Source organism: Streptomyces flavusporus (genome assembly GCF_046267975.1).
GTDB lineage: Bacteria > Actinomycetota > Actinomycetes > Streptomycetales > Streptomycetaceae > Streptomyces > Streptomyces flavusporus.
Map to the genome: position 1 here is coordinate 4638389 of NZ_CP176503.1, position 17626 is coordinate 4656014.

General features: G+C 71.2%; 15 protein-coding genes. 7 read left to right on the top strand and 8 right to left on the bottom strand.

Features of this window, described 5'->3' with window-relative positions; genetic code table 11:
• The first annotated feature begins 57 nt into the window (after positions 1 to 57).
• From ACKTSN_RS21940 to ACKTSN_RS21950, 3 genes are all read left to right on the top strand, one after another.
• Complete coding sequence (locus ACKTSN_RS21940; RefSeq protein ID WP_224739906.1) at positions 58 to 708, top strand: hypothetical protein; 651 nt, start codon at positions 58 to 60, stop codon at positions 706 to 708.
• 695 nt (positions 709 to 1403) lie between these two features.
• Positions 1404 to 1607 carry a DUF397 domain-containing protein gene (locus tag ACKTSN_RS21945; protein WP_409470675.1) on the top strand — a complete coding sequence of 68 codons (204 nt, stop codon included), beginning with the start codon at positions 1404 to 1406 and terminating at the stop codon, positions 1605 to 1607.
• Positions 1608 to 1695: 88 nt separating this feature from the next.
• Positions 1696 to 2304 carry a TetR/AcrR family transcriptional regulator gene (locus ACKTSN_RS21950; protein ID WP_409470676.1) on the top strand — a complete coding sequence of 203 codons (609 nt, stop codon included), beginning with the start codon at positions 1696 to 1698 and terminating at the stop codon, positions 2302 to 2304.
• 11 nt (positions 2305 to 2315) lie between these two features.
• On the opposite strand, the gene ACKTSN_RS21955 is transcribed toward ACKTSN_RS21950, so the two are convergent.
• The 3 genes from ACKTSN_RS21955 to ACKTSN_RS21965 all read right to left on the bottom strand — a co-directional run bounded on the left by ACKTSN_RS21955 (position 2316) and on the right by ACKTSN_RS21965 (position 8675).
• A complete protein-coding gene (locus ACKTSN_RS21955; RefSeq protein WP_409470677.1) occupies positions 2316 to 6851 on the bottom strand; it encodes a caspase, EACC1-associated type in 4536 nt (1511 codons plus the stop codon).
• A gap of 2 nt (positions 6852 to 6853) precedes the next feature.
• Positions 6854 to 7270, bottom strand: coding sequence for an effector-associated constant component EACC1 (locus ACKTSN_RS21960; protein ID WP_409470678.1), 417 nt, complete (start codon positions 7268 to 7270; stop codon positions 6854 to 6856).
• A 121-nt stretch (positions 7271 to 7391) separates the two neighbouring features.
• On the bottom strand, positions 7392 to 8675 hold the full coding sequence (locus tag ACKTSN_RS21965; RefSeq protein WP_129803702.1) for an adenylosuccinate synthase: 1284 nt from the start codon (positions 8673 to 8675) through the stop codon (positions 7392 to 7394).
• 187 nt (positions 8676 to 8862) lie between these two features.
• Here ACKTSN_RS21965 and ACKTSN_RS21970 point away from each other — a divergent pair, with 187 nt between their 5' ends.
• Positions 8863 to 9723 carry a diacylglycerol kinase gene (locus ACKTSN_RS21970; protein WP_409470679.1) on the top strand — a complete coding sequence of 287 codons (861 nt, stop codon included), beginning with the start codon at positions 8863 to 8865 and terminating at the stop codon, positions 9721 to 9723.
• A 78-nt stretch (positions 9724 to 9801) separates the two neighbouring features.
• On the opposite strand, the gene ACKTSN_RS21975 is transcribed toward ACKTSN_RS21970, so the two are convergent.
• Positions 9802 to 10296 carry a GbsR/MarR family transcriptional regulator gene (locus ACKTSN_RS21975; RefSeq protein WP_409470680.1) on the bottom strand — a complete coding sequence of 165 codons (495 nt, stop codon included), beginning with the start codon at positions 10294 to 10296 and terminating at the stop codon, positions 9802 to 9804.
• A gap of 73 nt (positions 10297 to 10369) precedes the next feature.
• On the opposite strand from ACKTSN_RS21975, the gene ACKTSN_RS21980 reads away from it, so the two are divergent.
• Genes ACKTSN_RS21980 through ACKTSN_RS21990 form a run of 3 tightly spaced genes read left to right on the top strand, consistent with a single transcriptional unit; the run spans position 10370 to position 13170 of the window.
• Positions 10370 to 11278: an ABC transporter ATP-binding protein gene (locus ACKTSN_RS21980; protein ID WP_409470681.1), complete on the top strand. Its 909-nt coding sequence runs from the start codon at positions 10370 to 10372 to the stop codon at positions 11276 to 11278.
• Positions 11275 to 12882, top strand: a complete 1608-nt coding sequence (locus tag ACKTSN_RS21985; protein ID WP_409470682.1) for an ABC transporter permease — start codon at positions 11275 to 11277, stop codon at positions 12880 to 12882. Before ACKTSN_RS21980 ends, ACKTSN_RS21985 begins: the two co-directional genes overlap by 4 nt.
• Positions 12883 to 12924: 42 nt before the next feature.
• The gene (locus ACKTSN_RS21990; protein WP_409470683.1) at positions 12925 to 13170 is read left to right on the top strand and encodes a hypothetical protein; all 246 of its coding nucleotides are present in this window, start codon (positions 12925 to 12927) and stop codon (positions 13168 to 13170) included.
• On the opposite strand, the gene ACKTSN_RS21995 is transcribed toward ACKTSN_RS21990, so the two are convergent.
• The 4 genes from ACKTSN_RS21995 to ACKTSN_RS22010 form a co-directional block, all read right to left on the bottom strand.
• Positions 13136 to 14353 carry a cytochrome P450 gene (locus tag ACKTSN_RS21995; RefSeq protein ID WP_409470684.1) on the bottom strand — a complete coding sequence of 406 codons (1218 nt, stop codon included), beginning with the start codon at positions 14351 to 14353 and terminating at the stop codon, positions 13136 to 13138. The genes ACKTSN_RS21990 and ACKTSN_RS21995 overlap by 35 nt on opposite strands.
• A gap of 62 nt (positions 14354 to 14415) precedes the next feature.
• Positions 14416 to 15081, bottom strand: coding sequence for a response regulator (locus ACKTSN_RS22000; RefSeq protein ID WP_409470685.1), 666 nt, complete (start codon positions 15079 to 15081; stop codon positions 14416 to 14418).
• The gene (locus ACKTSN_RS22005) at positions 15078 to 16418 is read right to left on the bottom strand and encodes a sensor histidine kinase (RefSeq protein WP_409470686.1); all 1341 of its coding nucleotides are present in this window, start codon (positions 16416 to 16418) and stop codon (positions 15078 to 15080) included. The genes ACKTSN_RS22000 and ACKTSN_RS22005 overlap by 4 nt, the downstream gene beginning before the upstream one ends.
• A 133-nt stretch (positions 16419 to 16551) precedes the next feature.
• Positions 16552 to 17451: an alpha/beta hydrolase gene (locus ACKTSN_RS22010; RefSeq protein ID WP_409470687.1), complete on the bottom strand. Its 900-nt coding sequence runs from the start codon at positions 17449 to 17451 to the stop codon at positions 16552 to 16554.
• Positions 17452 to 17626 lie beyond the last annotated feature (175 nt).

Sequence of the window (17626 nt, forward strand, 5' to 3'; positions counted from 1 at the left end):
GCTGCCCTGACCACCGTGCCGTGTCGTTCGTGCTACGCGCTTGCGAGGAGCCCTCTTTTGGCCTGTGACCTGTGGCTGGTACCGCTCGTCGACGTGTTGTGCCACACCCCCGACAACCCGTTCGCCGAGGAACTCGCGCAATACAACAAGGTGCTCGCCGAGGCCGGGCTGCCGCCGGTGCCGGTGTACCAGTACATGCCGGGACTGTCCGGGGAGGTCGCCCCGGTGGCCGGCTTCGACTACGACGCCCTGCACTTTCTGCGCCGCGCCTACCTGCTCCAGGTCTGCGGGCTGCCGGTGACACCGGTGGACGAGCTCGGCGGCGACTACGAACAGCTCCTGGAGATGTTCGAGACGACAGCCCAGCAGTCACATCTCGTCTGGCACTACGACCACGCCGGGGCGTACGTCCCCGTCGACTTCCCGCACCCGCTCTCCGACGACGAACTCCTCGCGGGAGGCGGCCCGTTGGGCTCCTCGCAGTCACTGCTGCGGGAGCTGGAGTTCGTGGCCCCGTCGATCGGCATCGACCCGGCCAACCCTCCGGCCGCACCCCAACCCCCTCTGACCCCCACGGAGTTGGAGGAACCAGCGGTCCCCGCTCCGTACGACCCCAGCCCCTTCGCCCGTGAACGCCACGTCTGGCTGGGCCTGCACGCGGCGGCGACGCGGAGTCTCGCGCAGGGTTCGATGATCGTGTTCAGCTGAGGTCTGTTTGCGATTTTCCGGCCGGGGAGGACGCGGGCACTCCGGCGCCCTCCCCGGCCGGACCGCCGCCAGTTCTGCTCGACGATGCGGATGGTGCGGACGCCCGTGCCGCGGTAGCGGGTGGGTGTCCTCGTCAGGACGGGACAGCCGTGCGGCCACTCGACGGTGGGCAGGGCGAGGTGCAGCACGTGAGCGCCGCTCCAGTCCGGCTCGTCCTTGCCGGACGCGCCGTCGTCCCCGGCGGCCGCGGTCCGCAGGCGCTTGCCCACGGCGGTCGCTCCGGCGAAGTCGAGCCCTTCGATGTTGACGGACGGCAGCGCGCCGAGGTGCTCGGCCACCCCGGCTCGCTCCCGCTCGGCGGCGGCGAGGCTGAGCGCCGGAATGTAGACGCGCAGGGCCGGATCCTTCTCGGCCTCGACGACAAGCCGGGAGGCCATGCTGTTCCCCGCGCCGAGCGCGAGGGCGGCGGTGTCGTCGAAGATGACGGCCCGCGGCAGCGGGTATCGGTCCTTGTCAGTCACTGGACCTCCCCGATGCGCCCGGCCTCCAGGTCGGCCCACAGCTTCTCGCTGGCCTTCTCGTCCTCCTCGGTGTACGGCCTGCCGAGGAAGTGCTCCTCCACGTACGCCTTGGTCACAGGCACTGAGCCCCGACGAATCACTGGGTCTCATCGAGCGGTTGGCAGGAGAGGAACGATGACCGGCACCGGAACTCTTCGCTGGTTCAAGTCGAGCTACAGCGACAGCGGTGGCGGCGACTGCGTCGAGGTCGCCGCCTGTCCGCATGCCACCGTCATACACATCCGCGACTCCAAGAACCCCGACGGGCCCAGGCTCACCGTTGGGGGCGCGGCCTGGTTGGCCTTTCTTGGGCTGCCGGGCGCCTCCGGCGACGTATAGCCCCAAAAAAGATGTGTCACATTCCCCGAAACCGTCACATCTTTTTCCCACACCCCTCTCCCCGTGGCCCCCGGACAACTCCTCAGGCATGAGCGGATACCTCAACGCGAAGGCGCCACCCGGAGTGGGTGCGGTGTACCGGGCGGCGCTGGACGCGCTGGCGCAGTACGGGCCCCGGCGTACCGGGATGACGCAGATCGCGCGCCTCGCCGACACCAACCGGCCATACCTCTACCGGAACTGGGCCAGCTGTCAGCGGCTGCTCCAGGAGGCCACCCGGCACGAACTGAGGCGCGTGCTGGACGTGGCGTGCGAGATCGTTGATCCCCTGCCGTCGCCGTGCGCCGAGGTGCGTCTCGTAGTGTGCGCGGCGCGCCTGCTGCGGGAACACCCCGCCGTCGGCACCATGGCCCGGACCGATCCGGCGCTGGTCCACACCGCGATCCTGCGGCCGGACTCCGCATGGCACACCCTGGCCTGGTCCTGGCTGTGCGACCACGTGAGCGGGCAAGTCGTGGCGGCGGCCGACCGGGACACCGTGACGCTGGCCGTCCTGACCACCGCCCTCCCCTACGCCCTGACTCCGCCCGCGAATCCATCGGATCCGGCCGAACGCACCGCGATCGACGCCCGCCTGAGTACGGCCGTACATCTCTGCCTCGGCGTCTCGCCCCCGTGCACCGACTGCGAGCGCTGAACCCGCCGGCGTCAGTCGCAGGACGTGCGGTAGGACAGGTGCGGGAACAGCCGTTTCCACTGGTCCTTCGGGACGCTCAGGGGGTACGACTTGCACATCTCCGTGTAGAGGTGGTCGCTGTCGAAGTCCAGGACGTAGGTGCTCCGGTCGGCTAGGGAGCTGCCCCAGGTCCGCTCGATGGTGACCGCCAGCCAGCGAGGGCCCTCGGGCAGGTCCGAGCGGGGTATGTGGACGTCCTCCGCGTTCGGCAGCTCGACGAACTCCGGGGTGTCCCACCTGCCGTCCGGGCCGACGGTCCAGATGCGGTACGGGTCGCCCGTCACCACGTGGCGGCCGTCCGGGGTCATGGAGATGGAGGAGACCGCTCGGTCGAGCAGTAGGTCGTGCTTCTTCTTCGGATCGGCGGGGTCGGTGACGTCCCAGAACTCGACGGTGCCGTCACTGAGCGCTGTCGCCAGCTCCCCCTTGGCGGTGGGGAAGTAGCCGCCGGGAGCGCCGGGTATCCGGTCGCCCTCGACCGGATACGCGGGGCGGGACAGGCCCCACACGTGGATGTTGTCCCCGACGTCCTCCGTGACGAGTTGTTGGGACCCGGCGTCGTACATCGCGCTCTTCATCAGCGCCACGTCCTTGATGCGTCCTCCCTTGCGGGGCCGGGCCGGGTCGGAGAGGTCCCACAGTCTGAGGTCCCGTTTGTTCTCGACGGTCGCCAGTGAGCGGTCCCCGGCGAACCAGAGGTCTCCCGTGCTGAAGAGGCCCCCGCTGATCGGTGCGTCGACCGTGGCGACGCGTACCGGCTTCGCCGGGTCCTTGATGTCGTACAGGGCGATGCCGCGCTCCTCCGCCGAGCCCGCGGCCAGCAGTCGGCCGTCCGGACTCACCACGACGCGCGGGACATCGGCGGTGAGGCGGATGCTGCCGCCCCTCGTCGGCGGTCCATCGGAGTCGAACACCCAGAACTGGAAGGTGTGCTCCAGCCCTTCGGTCCAGTAATGAGCAAGGAGCACAGGCGTCTTGAGGCCGTTCAGGAAGTAGTTCGCCTCCCAGCCTTTCGGCAGTGTGTAGTGGACCCTCGGTGCACGGAGGTCACTGATGTCCCACACTCGCGTCTTGGTCGTGTAATCGGCGTTCTCGGTCTGGGCGAGGACCAGCCTGCCGTCGCCGCTGAAGGCACTGGTGCCTGCCTCGACGATGGACGGCACCCTGCCCTCGATCGCGGACGCCCACGTCCGGCCGGGCCACAGCCGTATTTCGCCGGCCACATCACCAGCCGCGAGATACCGGCTGTCCGGGCTGTAGGCGACCGACTGGGCGGGCTCGCCCGACGGCAGCGCTGAGAGAGACTGCCAGTTCTCCACCTCCGACACCTTTCCGGTCACGTCGCGCCGGTGAACGCCGTTGTCCCGGTCCGCGCCCGCGAGGAGTCTGCCGTCCCCGCTGAAACTGAGCGAGGGAATGCCGTCCGGGTGGCTGCCCAAGTAGTCCCGGTACTCCTCCACCTCGACGCGCCGCAGTCCCCGTCCGTCCGCCAGCTCCCACCAGGCGACCTTCCCGCTGGCCCCGGTCGCGACGACCAGGTCGCGCTTCGGGTGCGCGGCGACCGCCATGACCGTCTCGGCCCGCTCGGTGTCCCGCAGCACGGGCCGGTCCGGATCGGTCAGGTCCCACAGCCGCACCTGGGCGGGCTGCCCGCCGTCCCCTTCCCCGTTGCCGTTGCCGGTGATCAGGTGACGTCCGTCGCGGGTGAACGCCAGCGAGATCACCTCCGTCTCGGCGATCGTCCGCTCCACCCGCAGCGCGGGATGCGCCGGGTCGCTCACGTCCCACAGTCGGAGCCGTCCCGCCTCGCTGCCCGCCGCCAGCGTCCTGCCGTCCCCGCTGAACGCCAGGGTGAACGTCGTGCCCCTGGTGATCGGCAGACGTGCCGCCCGCTTGGGTTCGCGCGCGTCCATGGTGTCCCACAACGTCAGCGACTCTGCCGTCTGCGCGGCCAGCAGTCGCATACGCGGGTGATACGCGATGGCCGCGTTGCCGTCCAGCGTGAACCGGCCCGCCTCCACCGGCATCCCCGGCTTCGTCACGTCCCACAGCCGCACCCTGCCGCCTCGGTGACTGGCGGCCAGCACCTCGCCGTCCGGGCTGTAGGCCAGTTTGAGCACCGGCTCGCGCTTCCGGCCGGTCGGCGTGAGGTGCGCCGGCGTCACCGTGGTCGCCGCCGCGTACAGGCTCGACCGCGTCTCCGAGGTCTGCGCCGTGCGGTACGCGGCGAGGCTGAGCTGCAGCGCCGTCTGCGGGTCGCGTTCGCGCATGATGTCGGCCTGGGCGGCCACTTCCCTGGCGATCAGGCTCCGCTCCCGATCCGCCGCCTGGCCGTTCTCGTAGAACCCCCAGCCCGCCAACACCCCGGCCACCAGGGCGAGGGCGGACAGCCCGGCGATCCAGGCCCGCGTGACGGATCGCCTGCGCCGCTGCGCCTGGTCGGCGGCGGTGACGAAGTCCCGTACCACCTGTCGGACGGGGAGCCGGGAGGACTCCTCGGCAGCGACGAGCGCCTTCGCCTCGTCCAGGCTGGTGCCCGTCCACAGCCCACTGCCATGGACGGACCAGGACTCGGCCGCCTCCGTCAGCCGCCGCAGCCGCAGCAGATCGCCGCGCACCTCGGCGATCCAGCCCTGCAGCCGCTGCCACGCGTAGAGCAGCGAGTCGTGGCCGAGCTGTGCGCCGCCCTGCTCGTCCACGACGACGAGGCGGGCGTCCGCGAGGCGGCGCAGCAGGTCCTCCGCGGAGCCGGCCAGTTCCTCCCGCGGGATCCGGCGGCGCACCAGCCGTCCCTCGCCGTCGGCGACCTGGACCATCGCCAGCATCAGTCGGCGCAGTCGGGTCCGGCCTGCGTCGTCGAGATCTGCGTAGATGCCCTCGGCGGTGCGGGCGACGGCGTCCCGAATGCCGCCGGCCTGCTGGTAGGCGGCGTAGGTGAGCGTCGTACCGCGCCGCCGCAGCCATATCTCCCGCAGCACGTGGGCCAGGAACGGCAGCGCGGCCGCGTCGCCCGGCCCGCCGCCCGCCCGCTCCTCGTTCACCTCGCGTCGCAGGATCTGCGGGACGCCCTCCTCCCACTGGAGTCCCTCGTACCGGGCGGGTCCCACGATGGCCGCCTCGACCTCGGCGTCGTCGAGGGCGGGCACGGTGAAGTGGTCCCGTGCCACGAGCGGGGCCAGATGACGGTCGCGCAGGGCGTCGTCGTGATAGTCGGCTCGCAGGGCCAGCACGATGCGGGGGCCGTCGGCGGCGGTGAGCGCGGCGGCGAAGCGCTGCTGCTCGGTCGCGTCGGCGCCGTGCGTGAAGTACTGCTCGAGCTGGTCGACGACCAGGACTCCCGGCGCCCGCACGGCCTTGGCGTCGGAGGCGGGACGGCTGAAGCGGCCCTGCTCCAGATCCCGTACGACCTCGGTGACCGGCCGGTCCACGGCTGCCGCCCAGGCCTCCGCGAGCGCCCGGAACGGCTGTGCGCCCGGCGCGGACACGATCCGTACGCTCCCCAGCCCCGCGTCCTCGGCCGCCACACTCAGCCCGGCCCGCAGCAGTGACGACTTGCCGACGCCCGAGGTACCGATCACCACCAGCGGCTCGCCGATCCGGGTCTGCGCGACGCGCCGCAGCAGCTCGCGGGTCACCTTCTCGCGGCCGAAGAAGAGGTGATGCTGCTCGGGCAGGAACGGCACGATGCCCGGGTAGGGGCTGACCGCGTCCGGGTCATCGGGGGTGGAGGCAGGCTCGGGGCTCGGCGTGTAGCGGCGGTTGGCGGTGAGGACCAGTTCCGCCATACGGGCGGTGCCACCGCCGTACGGCCGGGCGGGGCCGCCCTGCAGCCGCTGGTCGAGGAGCCGGTAGAGGCTGCCCGGCGTCAGCCGGCGCGGGCCGCCCGCGTCGCCCTCCCGCAGCAGGTTCAGCAGCTCACCGGTGAACAGGGTGTACTGGGCGCCCTCGGGGGCGTACGCCAGGGTGTCGCGCAGCGCGGAGGCGAGCAGATAGCTGCCCTGGGGCCGACTGCCGCCGAACGGGTCCGAGGCCGACGGGCGGCTCGGCTCCCGGGCGTTTCCGGCGAAGCAGCAGTCGAGGATGACGAGCGGATCGGCGGGCCCGTCGCTGAGGTAGCGCTCGATCTCGTCGTACGGGACGGAGTGCGCAGTGTCGGTGAGGGACCTGGTCGCCGCCGTCGCCAGATACAGCCGCCCGCCCGGCCCGCGCAGTCCGTGGCCGACGTGGCAGAAGACGACGGCTCCGCTCTCGTACTGGCCCTGCGTCGGTCCGGCGAGGTCCACGGCCTCGGCGAGTGCCGCGAGGACCTCGCTCGGTGACTCGGGGTCGCACAGCAGCCGGACCCGGTCGCCCATGCCGCACTCCGTGGCCAGCGCCTCGGCCAGGGCTTTCGCCGACGATACGGCGGACGGGAGCGCGGCCAACCGATCGCCCGGGTGGCTTCCGGTGCCGACCACCACCGCCCGGCAGCCGGGCCCCGTCAGGTCCGGCCTCCCCCGTAACGGCATGGTCATCCTCCTTGCCCGGTCCGGTCTTCCGTCCCGTCAGTGGCCGGTCGCTGCCGAAGGGCCTCGGCGACCTGCTGGGCCAGTTCGCTCGCGCCTTCCGCCGTCAGCCCGCGGACCTTCTCGGAGGAGACGACGACCTGGGTGCCGTCCGGCTGGTTGATGGTGACGGTCTGGTTGCCCCGGCGGTTCTGCAGCCATACCACCACCGCCGCTCCGGCGGCTGCCGTCGGCCCGCCCGGGGCCAGGACCAGCGTCAGCACCTCGCTCCATGCCCCCATGGCCCCCGCCGGGACGCCGGCCGGGGACTCCCGCCGGATCAGCCCCCGCAACTCGGGATCCTGACGCAGCCAGTCGTACAGGTCGTCCGTGGCGCCGGCGCGGTCGCCGGTCTCCGTGTCAACGGCCAGTGTGATGCGCACCTTGCTCCCTCTGGAGAACACCAGTACCCAACCGCAACTGTCGCTGCAAAACTAACATCCCCAACTACCCGTGCAAACAGGGCAGTTGGGGATGTCGTGCAAAGAGTCCAGGGATCAGTTGTCAGATGAACGAGTTGATCTCGATCGTCTCGTCCCGGCCCGGGCCCACGCCGATCGCGGAGATCGGGGCGCCGGACATCTCCTCCAGCGCCTTGACGTAGCTCTGGGCGTTCTTCGGGAGGTCGGCGAAGGTCTTTGCCTTCGAGATGTCCTCCGACCAGCCGGGGAGCATCTCGTAGACCGGCTTGGCGTGGTGGAAGTCGGACTGGGAGTACGGGAGCTCGTCGACGCGCTGCCCGTCGATCTCGTACGCCACGCAGACCGGGATCTGCTCCCAGCCCGTGAGGACGTCCAGCTTCGTCAGGAAGAAGTCGGTCAGGCCGTTGACCCGGGTCGCGTACCGCGCGATCACCGCGTCGAACCAGCCGCAGCGGCGGTCGCGGCCGGTCGTCACGCCCCGCTCGCCGCCGATGCGGCGCAGCGCCTCGCCGTCCTCGTCGAAGAGCTCCGTCGGGAACGGGCCCGCGCCGACTCGGGTCGTGTAGGCCTTCAGGATGCCGATGACACGGCTGATCTTCGTAGGACCGACCCCTGCGCCCGTGCACGCGCCGCCCGCGGTCGGGTTCGACGACGTCACGAAGGGGTACGTGCCGTGGTCGATGTCCAGGAGGGTGCCCTGGCCGCCCTCGAAGAGGACGACCTTGTTGTCCTCCAGGGCCTGGTTGAGGATCAGGACCGTGTCGGCGACGTACGGCTTGATCTGCTCCGCGTAGCCCAGCAACTCCTCGACGACCTGCTCGACGGCGATCGCGCGGCGGTTGTAGAGCTTGGTGAGGATCTGGTTCTTGACGTCGAGGGCGGCTTCGACCTTCTGCTGGAGGATCGACTCGTCGTACAGATCCTGGACCCGGATGCCGACACGGTTGATCTTGTCCGCGTAGGTCGGACCGATACCGCGGCCGGTCGTCCCGATCTTGCGCTTGCCGAGGAAGCGCTCCGTCACCTTGTCGACAGTGACGTTGTATGGCGTGATGATGTGCGCGTTGCCGCTGATCAGGAGCTTGGACGTGTCGACGCCGCGCTCGTTCAGCCCGCTCAGCTCGGAGAGCAGGACCGAGGGGTCGACGACGACGCCGTTGCCGATGACCGGCGTGCAGCCGGGGGACAGGATTCCGGAAGGGAGCAGGTGGAGGGCATACTTCTGGTCACCCACGACCACCGTGTGGCCGGCGTTGTTGCCGCCCTGGTAACGCACCACGTAGTCGACGGATCCGCCGAGCAGGTCCGTGGCCTTTCCCTTGCCTTCGTCACCCCACTGAGCACCGAGCAGCACAAGTGCGGGCACGCGCGTACACCCCTTCCGGGCGGGGCATGTCCAAGGTCAGGGGCGTACGCGGCACGGCCTGTGCCTCGTACACCGGCGACCTTCGTCGGCCGCCACCTGTCGGACCGGATGCCCCGGAATAGACGAAGCCCCTGGCGCAATAGCGCAAGGGGCTCTTGCACAAAGATGCTACCCGAGGAAGCGAGGCATGACCGAGGTGGCGACTTTCGCGATGTCCGATCAGCTGCTGGTGGTGATCGATCCGGTCGCTCGGAGGGCGGACGGGGAGTCCGTGCGGATCGCGAAAGACGTGCTCAGTGCGGGTGCGGCGACGAAAGTGTGCCTGCCGGACGGGCCCGACGAATTCGCCCGGGCACTGGCTCGACGGGGGTCGCGACGGCCGGTGGTCGTGGGCGACGACCGCGCGCTGATGCGGGCCGTGTCGCTACTGCACCGGCAGCGGGAGCTGGCCGAATGCGTGCTGTCGGTGGTGCCTGTCGGGGGCGCGCTGTCGCTGGCCGGATCCCTCGGGGTGCCGACGGGGGCGGTGGCTGCGGCCCGGGCGGTGCTGGACGGGGTGGAGCGGCGGCTGGATCTGCTCGTGGACGACAGTGACGGGGTGGTGCTGGGCGCGCTGCGGATCCCACCGCTGCGGGACCCTGCCGCGCCGGCCGTGGCCACCGCGGTGGCGCCGGGTGCCGGGCGGCCATGGCTGCGGACGTGCCAGTCACTCGTACGGACGCTGGTGCCGGCGCGGGTCACCTCCTCTGCCGTGCCCGGGCCCTCCCGGCTGCGGGTCGAGGTCGACGGGGCGACACTGGTGGACCTCGACCAGCCGGTGGAGGGGGTGTCGGTGATGCCGGGGACCGCCGGTGTGGCCGAGGTGGAGGTGCGGCCGGTTTCGGTGGGAGCGGAGGCTTCACCGCTGCGGGCGGTGGGGCGGACGGTGACCGTGTCCGGGGCGCACTTCCGGTACCGGGCGGATGCAGCGGTGTCGGGGCCGGTACGGACGCGGACCTGGACGGTTCGGGAGGGGGCTTGGGGGCTTACGGTGCCGGCGTCCCCTTGATGTGGACCAGCGCAACTCGGAGTGGCGGCTCGTGTGCGGCTTCGTGGCCGATCTCCGCAGACCCGGCGACGACGGACGTCACTTGCCGAAGGTCTTCTCCCGGTGCGCCCGCCATCGCTCCATCATGGCCGCGACCTCGCCCTCGATGAACTCGAAGAAGGCGAGCGTCTCGGCCATGCGGCGCCCTGCCGGGGTGTCGGCGCCGAGGCTGGCGACGCCCTCGCGCAGAGCCCCCTCCCAGCGCTTGATGACGGCTTCGCGGTTGGTCAGGGCCTCGTACCACTGGTCGCCGTGCACCCGGTAGCGCTCCCGGCGCGAGCCGGGCTCCCGCTCGCGCGACACCATGTGCGTCTGGGCCAGGTAACGCACCGCGCCGGAGACCGCGGCAGGGCTGATCCGGAGCTGTTCGCTCAGTTCGGCGGAGGTCATCACGCCTTGGTCGGAGGAGAGCAGCGCGGCGAAGACCCGGGCGGCCATGCGCTGCATCCCGGCCTCGACGAGCTGCGCCGCGAAGGACTCCACGAACTTCGACACGGCCTCCGCGTCCCGTCCGACCTCCACTGATTCCGTCATGCGCTCATCCTATCGGGGATTTATACGCTTCCTTAACTTCACAATTTTCTGAAAGAAGCGTACGTTCTGAAGCATGACGAAGGCAATCACCGTCTCCGGACTGCACAAGTCGTTCGGCAAGACCCATGCGCTCGACGGCCTCGACCTGGACGTCGAGACCGGCGAGGTCCACGGCTTCCTCGGCCCCAACGGCGCCGGCAAGTCCACCACCATCCGCGTCCTGCTCGGTCTGCTGCGCGCCGACTCCGGCGCCGCCCAGGTGCTCGGCCGCGATCCCTGGACGGACGCGGTGGAGGTGCACCGCCGCATCGCCTACGTCCCCGGCGACGTCACCCTGTGGCGCAACCTCTCCGGCGGCGAGGTCATCGACCTGTACGGCCGTCTGCGCGGGGGTCTGGACAAGCGGCGCCGCACGGAACTCATCGAGCGGTTCGAGCTGGACCCGACGAAGAAGGGCCGGACGTACTCCAAGGGCAACCGCCAGAAGGTCGCCCTCGTCGCCGCGTTCGCCTCGGACGTGGACCTGCTGATCCTCGACGAGCCGACCTCGGGCCTGGACCCGCTGATGGAGGAGGTCTTCCAGCGCTGCGTCGAGGAGGAGCGCGAGCGCGGCCGTACGATCCTGCTCTCCTCGCACATCCTCAGCGAGGTCGAGGAACTCTGCGACCGGGTCAGCATCATCCGCAAGGGGCGCACGGTGGAGACCGGTTCGCTCGCCGACCTGCGCCACCTGACGCGGACCAGTGTGACCGCAGAGCTGGCCGGTCCGCCCAACGGACTCTCCCGCCTGCCCGGCGTGTATGACCTCGACATCCAGGGCGGGCGGGTCCGCCTCCAGGTCGACCCGGACAAGCTGAACGACGTACTGAGGTCGCTGAGCGAGTCCGGTGTACGGTCCCTGACGTCGACGCCGCCCACCCTGGAGGAGCTGTTCCTGCGGCACTACCAGGACGAGATCGGTGACGAGGTGGCTGCGCGATGACCGCCGCGACCTTCGCCGTACGGGCGGGTGGCTCGCGCCAACTGGCCGGTACCGGCACGCTGTTGCGCTTCGCGCTGCGCCGTGACCGGGCCATGATCCCGATCTGGGTCGGCGTCAACGCACTCATGGTGCTGTCCATGCCGAACACGCTCAAGAGCCTGTACGGCACCGCCGCCGAACGCGCCGACCTGCTGCGGCAGATGGAGACCAACGCCTCGCTGCGCGCCATGCTCGGCCCGGTCTTCGGCGACTCGTTCGGCGCGCTGACCGCCTGGCGGATCGGCGTGTACGCAGGTCTGCTCGCCGCCGTGATGAGCCTGCTCATCGTCGTACGGCACACCCGCGACGAGGAGGAGAGCGGTCGGCAGGAGATGATCTCCTCGGCCATGGTGGGCCGGCGCGCTCCGCTGACCGCGGCACTGCTCGCGGCGGCGGTCGCCAATGCGGTGCTCGCGCTGCTGATCGCCGGGGGTCTGGCCGGTCAGGGGGCCTCGGGGGCACTGGCCCTCGGGCTCGGCATCGCCTGCGTCGGGATGGTGTTCGCGACGATGGCCGCGATCGTCGCCCAGTTCACGGAGAGCGCGCGACTGGCCCGCGGGCTGACGGCCGGGCTGCTCGGCGCCGCGTTCGTCCTGCGCGCGGCGGGCGACTCGGCGACGAACGACGGCTCCTCCGTCCTGACCTGGGTGGCGCCGATCGGCTGGCTGGAGAACCTGCGGCCCTTCGCGAACGAACGGTGGTGGGTGCTGCTGCTGTTCGCGGCCGCCGCCGTCATCCAGGGGGCGGCGGCCTACGAGCTCGCCGGGCGCCGCGACGTCGGCATGAGCTTCCTGCCGAGCCGTCCGGGACCCGCGGACGGACGGCTGGGTACCGCCGGGGCACTGGCCTGGCGGTTGCAGCGGGGCAGCGTGCTCGGCTGGAGCATCGGCTTCCTGCTCGCCGGGATCGTCTACGGCGCGATGACCGAGGGCGCGGCCGACCTGGTCGGCGACAACGAGCAGGCCCGCGAGATCCTGCAGCGCATGGGCGGTGAGTCGGCCTTCACGGACACCTTCCTGGCGTCGATGGTCGGCATGCTCGGACTGGTCGCCGCCCTGTACATCGTCGCCTCCGTCCTGCGGCTGCACGGCGAGGAGACGTCCGGACGGGCGGAACCGGTGCTGGCGGGGGCGGTCGGGCGGCTGCGCTGGGCCTCAGGCCACCTGGTGATCGCCTTCGGCGGCACCGTGCTGATCATGCTGCTCGCCGGTCTCGGCCTCGCCGCCGGGTACGGCAAGGAGTTCTGGCCGATCCTGGGCGCCTGCCTGATCCAGCTGCCGGCGATCTGGGTGATCGGCGGGCTCGCGGTGCTGCTCTACGGGGTGTCACCCCGGCTGGCCCCGGCCGCCTGGGGTCTTGCCGGGGCGGTGCTGCTCATCGGGTGGATCGGGCCCGCGCTGGATGTTCCGCAGGCGGTGCTGGACGTGTCGCCGTTCGGGCATCTGCCCAAGCTGCCGGGCGGGGAGATGGAGTGGGACGCGGTGTCCGTCCTGACCGGGATCGCGGCGGTGCTGGTGGCCGGTGGCCTGGCGGGACTGCGGCGGCGGGACGTGACCAGCGGCTGACCGTGGGAACCTTCGGGCGGCCTGTGCGCGTCCCTCCCGGGCATGGGGGAAGAACGTACGCAGGCCGCTCTGGGGTGTCTGACCGTGGCCGCCGGAGCCGGTACGGGGCTCGCCGTGTGGGCGGTCGGGGTGCGGGAGCGGCTGTGGCGGTTCGAGCAGGGCCCGGACGGGAAGGTCCTCTACGCCGAACTGCCGCTCGCGATCCTCGGCGGGATCGCTGCCGGCCTCGCCGTCTGGGCCCTGGCCCAGCACGTCAGGTCGCGACGCTCAGCCCGTCGAGTCCCCTGATCACGAAGTTCGGCTTGCGCTCCGGCTCCGCCGCCAGGGTGAGCGTCGGGGCCTTCTCCAGCAGGGCCCGCATCGAGGCCGCCAGCTCGATACGGGCCAACGGGGCGCCGATGCAGTAGTGGATACCGGCGCTGAAGGAGATGTGCGGGTTGTCGTTGCGGGTGAGGTCGAGGCGCTCCGGGTTCTGGAAGACCTCGGGGTCGTGGTTGGCGGAACCGAAGAGCATGGCGATCTCCGCGCCGCGCGGGATCACCGTGCCGTCGATCTCGATCTCGTCCAGCACCCAGCGTTCGAAGAGCTGGAGCGGGGTGTCGTAGCGCATCAGCTCCTCGACCGCCGACGGGATCTGGGAGTGGTCCGCGCGCAGGGCGGCCAGCTGGTCCGGGTTGCGGAACAACGCCCACCAGCCGTTGACCGTGGCGTTCACCGTGGCCTCGTGGCCCGCGTTCAGCAGGAGGACGGCCGTCGAGATCATCTCCTGCTCGGTGAGGCGGTCACCCTCGTCGTGCGCCGCGATCAGGCCGGAGATGAGGTCCTCGCCGGGTTCCTTGCGGCGTTGGGCGATCAGCTCCCTCAGGTACTGCGAGAACTCGACCGACGCCCGCACCGCCTTCGTCGCCGCCTCCTCGGACGGGTTCAGCTCGTACATCCCGCAGATGTCCGCCGACCAGGGGCGCAGCGGGGCACGGTCGGACTCCGGGATGCCGAGCATCTCGGCGATCACCGCCACCGGCAGCGGCTCCGCCACATCCGTCAGCAGGTCCCCGCCGCCCGCCTCGACCAGGCGGGAGACCAGGTCGCCGGCCAGGCCGTCCACATACGGCTTCAGCCGCTCGACCGTCCGCGGTGTGAACGCCTTCGACACCAGGCGCCGGATCCGCGTGTGGTCCGGCGGCTCCAGGTCCAGCATTCCGTGGTCGTTGAGCGTGTGGAACGGCTCGTGCTCCGGCGGGGGCGGCGTGCGCCCGAAGTCCTCGTGACGGAACCGGTGCTGGTACGTCCGGCCCAGGCGCCGGTCGCGCAGCAGCGCCGAGACGTCCGCGTGGTGCGGGACCAGCCACTGGTCGGTGGGCTCGAAGTAGAGCACGCGGCCGCGAGCCCGCAGCTCCGCGTAGGCGGGGTAGGGGTCGGCGACGAACGCCGGGGCCCACGGGTCGAAGGCGAGGTCGGAAGCAGTTGCCATGAACGGACGCTAGCCCGGGACCCCACCGTCTGACCAGGGGTGTCCGACGGCTGGGCGTTCGCTCAGCCCGGCGTCACCAGCCGCGCCTCGTACGCGAACACCGCCGCCTGCGTACGGTCCCTGAGGCCCAGCTTCACCAGGATCCGGCTGACGTGGGTCTTGATCGTCGACTCGGCGACCACCAGCCGCTCGGCTATCTCCGCGTTCGACAGGCCCTGCGCGATCAGCACCAGCACCTCCGTCTCCCGCTCGGTGAGGTCCCCGTACGCCGCGTGCGCGGAGGACATCATGCGCGGGGCGTCGGACAGCTTCGAGAACTCCGTGATCAGCCGCTTGGTGACGGAGGGCGCGAGGAGGGCCTCCCCGGCCGCCACTACCCTTACTCCGTCGGCGAGTTGGCGCGCCGAGGCGTCCTTCAACAGGAAGCCGGAGGCTCCCGCGCGCAGCGCCTGATACACGTACTCGTCGAGGTCGAAGGTGGTCAGTACCAGCACCTTCGCCGAACCGTCCGCGGCGACGATCTCCCGGGTCGCCTCGATACCGTTCAGTTCCGGCATCCGAATGTCCATCAGCACGATGTCGGGGGCGAGTTCCCGCACCCGCTCCACCGCCTCGCGCCCGTTGACGGCCTCGCCGACGACCTCGATGTCCGGCATCGCGTTCAACAGGACCGAGAAGCCCTCGCGGACCATCATCTGGTCGTCCGCGATCAGTACGCGGATGCTCATGCGTCACCTTCACCCGGGCTGGTCACCGGCAGGAACACCGCCACCTCATAGCCCCCGTCGTCCGTCCGGCCCGCCGTCATCTCGCCGTTCAGCATGGAGACCCGCTCCCGCATACCCGTGATGCCATGCCCGGCACCCGGCGAGGGCTTGACCAGGGCCGGCGCGGGCGGCGGGCCGTTGACTATGCGCAGGCCGAGGCCGCCGAGGACGTACCCGATCTCGACGCGGGCGTCCGCACCGGGCGCGTGCCGCAAGGTGTTGCTCAGGGCCTCCTGGACTATTCGGTACGCCGACAGCTCCACGCCCTGCGGGAGTTCACGCACCGCACCGGTCACCGCCTTCTCGACGCTCAGTCCCGCGTCCCGCACATTCGCCAGCAGCGCGTCCAGGTCGGCGAGCGTGGGCTGCGGGGCGTCGGGCGCCTCGTAGTCCTCGGCGCGGACGACGCCCAGGACGCGGCGCAGTTCGGTGAGGGCCGCCACCGCGTTCTCCCGGATGGTGGCGAAGGCCCGCTCCAGCTCCTCCGGCGGGTTCTCCACCCGGTAGGGCGCGGCCTCCGCCTGGATGGCAACGACCGACATGTGGTGGGCGACGACGTCGTGCAGCTCGCGGGCGATCGTCGTGCGCTCCTCCAGGAGGGCGCGCCGGGAGCGCTCGTGGGCGGTCTCGGTCTGTTGGGCGGTGACCTCCTGCTTGGCCTCGCGGCGAATGTGCCAGACGGCGACGCAGAGCAGGACCATCGCGGAGATGACCAGCATGGGGCCGACGTTCGTGCCGTAGTAGTAGCTCGGGCCGAAACCAGCCTCGGCCACAAGGCCGTAGGCCGCTGTCAGCGCCCACATCCACGCGGCCGTGCGCGGCCTGGTGCGCATGGCCACGACCGTCAGCACCGTCAGATGGCAGGCGAAGGAGCCGGCCAGCCATGGCCACTCGCCCCAGCTGCCGCCCAGGGTTCCGACGACCGGAGTGGCGGCCATCGACAGCCAGAACGCTCCGACGGGCCGCGCCATGGTCAGCAGAACGGGGAGCACGCAGAGCGGACCGAGCAGCAGGGCCGGGCCGCCGGTGTCGATGGTGGAAAGGGGCAGCGTGAGCAGGGCCGCCGCGATGATCACGGCGTGCGGGGTCCAGGCCGCGTACTCCCGCAGGCGGCCGGGCAGCCGCCGGGTCAGCGGTCCGTCGACGCTCATCCGCGGCAGCGGACGGTAGGCGAAGGCGTTGTGGAACAGGTCCTGGCGCAGCCCGCTCAGGGCGTCCATGGCCAGCCGGTACTCGGGGCTGCGCGGCGCGCCTGATCCCCCGGGCGGCGGCGTCTGCGTCTGGGTCGTCTCGGTCACGTTCAGAACGGTACGGCCGGGCGGGGGTCGCGGTCGTCACCAGTGAGAGGGGTACTTCGGGGTCCGTCTCAGGTACTACGGGTCACCTCGGGTCGCCCGGTGCGACCGGGCAGCGGCAGCAACCGCCGTGCGGTCACCAGGCCAACTGCGCGATCTCCGCGGCCACCACCGCACACGCTTCCGCCGCCGGATCGATCAGCGGAAAGTGACCGACGTCCTCCAGCAGCGTCAGACCGACCACCTCCCCCGCCTTCGCCGCCGCGTCCGCGTACGACTCGCCGACCGCCTGCGGGACGACGATGTCCGCGCGGCCCTGGACCAGCGTCGTCGCAATGCCGGTCGGGAGCAGCAGCGCCGGGTCGGCATACGGTCGGCGTTCGGCGAAGTGCTCCTCTCCGCCCAGGAGTTGCCGCGCGGCGCCCCCGCATACGTCCAGCTTCTCGGCGATCGCGAAGTCGGCGATCGGCGCGAGGGCGACGACACCGCGCAGGGGCGCCGGGCGCTCGGTGCGCCAGGTGGCGTCGGCGGGCAGGACGTGCCGGGCCGCGGCCCAGAGGGCCAGGTGGCCGCCGGCCGAGTGACCGGTGAGCACGATCCGGCGCGGGTCGGCCTGTGGGAGGGCCTCACGGACGAGCGCCGGCAGCGCGTCCAGCGCGGCGGCGACGTCGTCGAAGGTGTCCGGCCAGCGCCCGGCCACCGGCCCGGCACCCTCGGCCGAGCCGCTTCCCCCCGCGCCGCCCTCCGCCCCCCGCCGATACTCGATGTTGGCCGCGGCGAACCCCCGCTGCGCCAGGAAGTCCGCGAACGGTGTGACATGCCGCCGGTCGTACGGTGCCCGCCAGGCCCCGCCGTGCAGGACGACGACCAGCGGCGCCGGCCCGCCCGGACCGGCCTCACCGCGCGGGGCGTAGAAGTCGATCACCTGGTCGGGGTGGTCGCCATACGCTGCGGTGGCGTCGGGGTCGACGGGCGGGTGCGAGAAGGCCGACTCCTCTTCGGCGGTGGCCCGGGCTGCTGCGACGTCGTCCGGCATGCTCCAACCTCTCAGCGATGAAACGGATTTGGACGAAAGCGGGGGTGGCGGACCAGGTGGGAATTCGGCCGTTGGCGGGGACGGTATCAGGACGGTGACGTGCGCGAACCACGGGGATGTCACGCTCGGTGAGGGGTAAACGGTTCTGTGGTTTCGTTACGCCGGCGACGTGCCC

Bases quoted from the DNA above. Each gene is read 5' to 3' on its own strand.
- ACKTSN_RS21945 (WP_409470675.1), top strand. From the start codon at position 1,404: ATGACCGGCACCGGAACTCTTCGCTGGTTCAAGTCGAGCTACAGCGAC.
- ACKTSN_RS21950 (WP_409470676.1), top strand. From the start codon at position 1,696: ATGAGCGGATACCTCAACGCGAAGGCGCCACCCGGAGTGGGTGCGGTG.
- ACKTSN_RS21955 (WP_409470677.1), bottom strand. From the start codon at position 6,851: ATGCCGTTACGGGGGAGGCCGGACCTGACGGGGCCCGGCTGCCGGGCG.
- ACKTSN_RS21970 (WP_409470679.1), top strand. From the start codon at position 8,863: ATGACCGAGGTGGCGACTTTCGCGATGTCCGATCAGCTGCTGGTGGTG.
- ACKTSN_RS21975 (WP_409470680.1), bottom strand. From the start codon at position 10,296: ATGACGGAATCAGTGGAGGTCGGACGGGACGCGGAGGCCGTGTCGAAG.
- ACKTSN_RS21980 (WP_409470681.1), top strand. From the start codon at position 10,370: ATGACGAAGGCAATCACCGTCTCCGGACTGCACAAGTCGTTCGGCAAG.
- ACKTSN_RS21985 (WP_409470682.1), top strand. From the start codon at position 11,275: ATGACCGCCGCGACCTTCGCCGTACGGGCGGGTGGCTCGCGCCAACTG.
- ACKTSN_RS21990 (WP_409470683.1), top strand. From the start codon at position 12,925: ATGGGGGAAGAACGTACGCAGGCCGCTCTGGGGTGTCTGACCGTGGCC.
- ACKTSN_RS21995 (WP_409470684.1), bottom strand. From the start codon at position 14,353: ATGGCAACTGCTTCCGACCTCGCCTTCGACCCGTGGGCCCCGGCGTTC.
- ACKTSN_RS22000 (WP_409470685.1), bottom strand. From the start codon at position 15,081: ATGAGCATCCGCGTACTGATCGCGGACGACCAGATGATGGTCCGCGAG.
- ACKTSN_RS22010 (WP_409470687.1), bottom strand. From the start codon at position 17,451: ATGCCGGACGACGTCGCAGCAGCCCGGGCCACCGCCGAAGAGGAGTCG.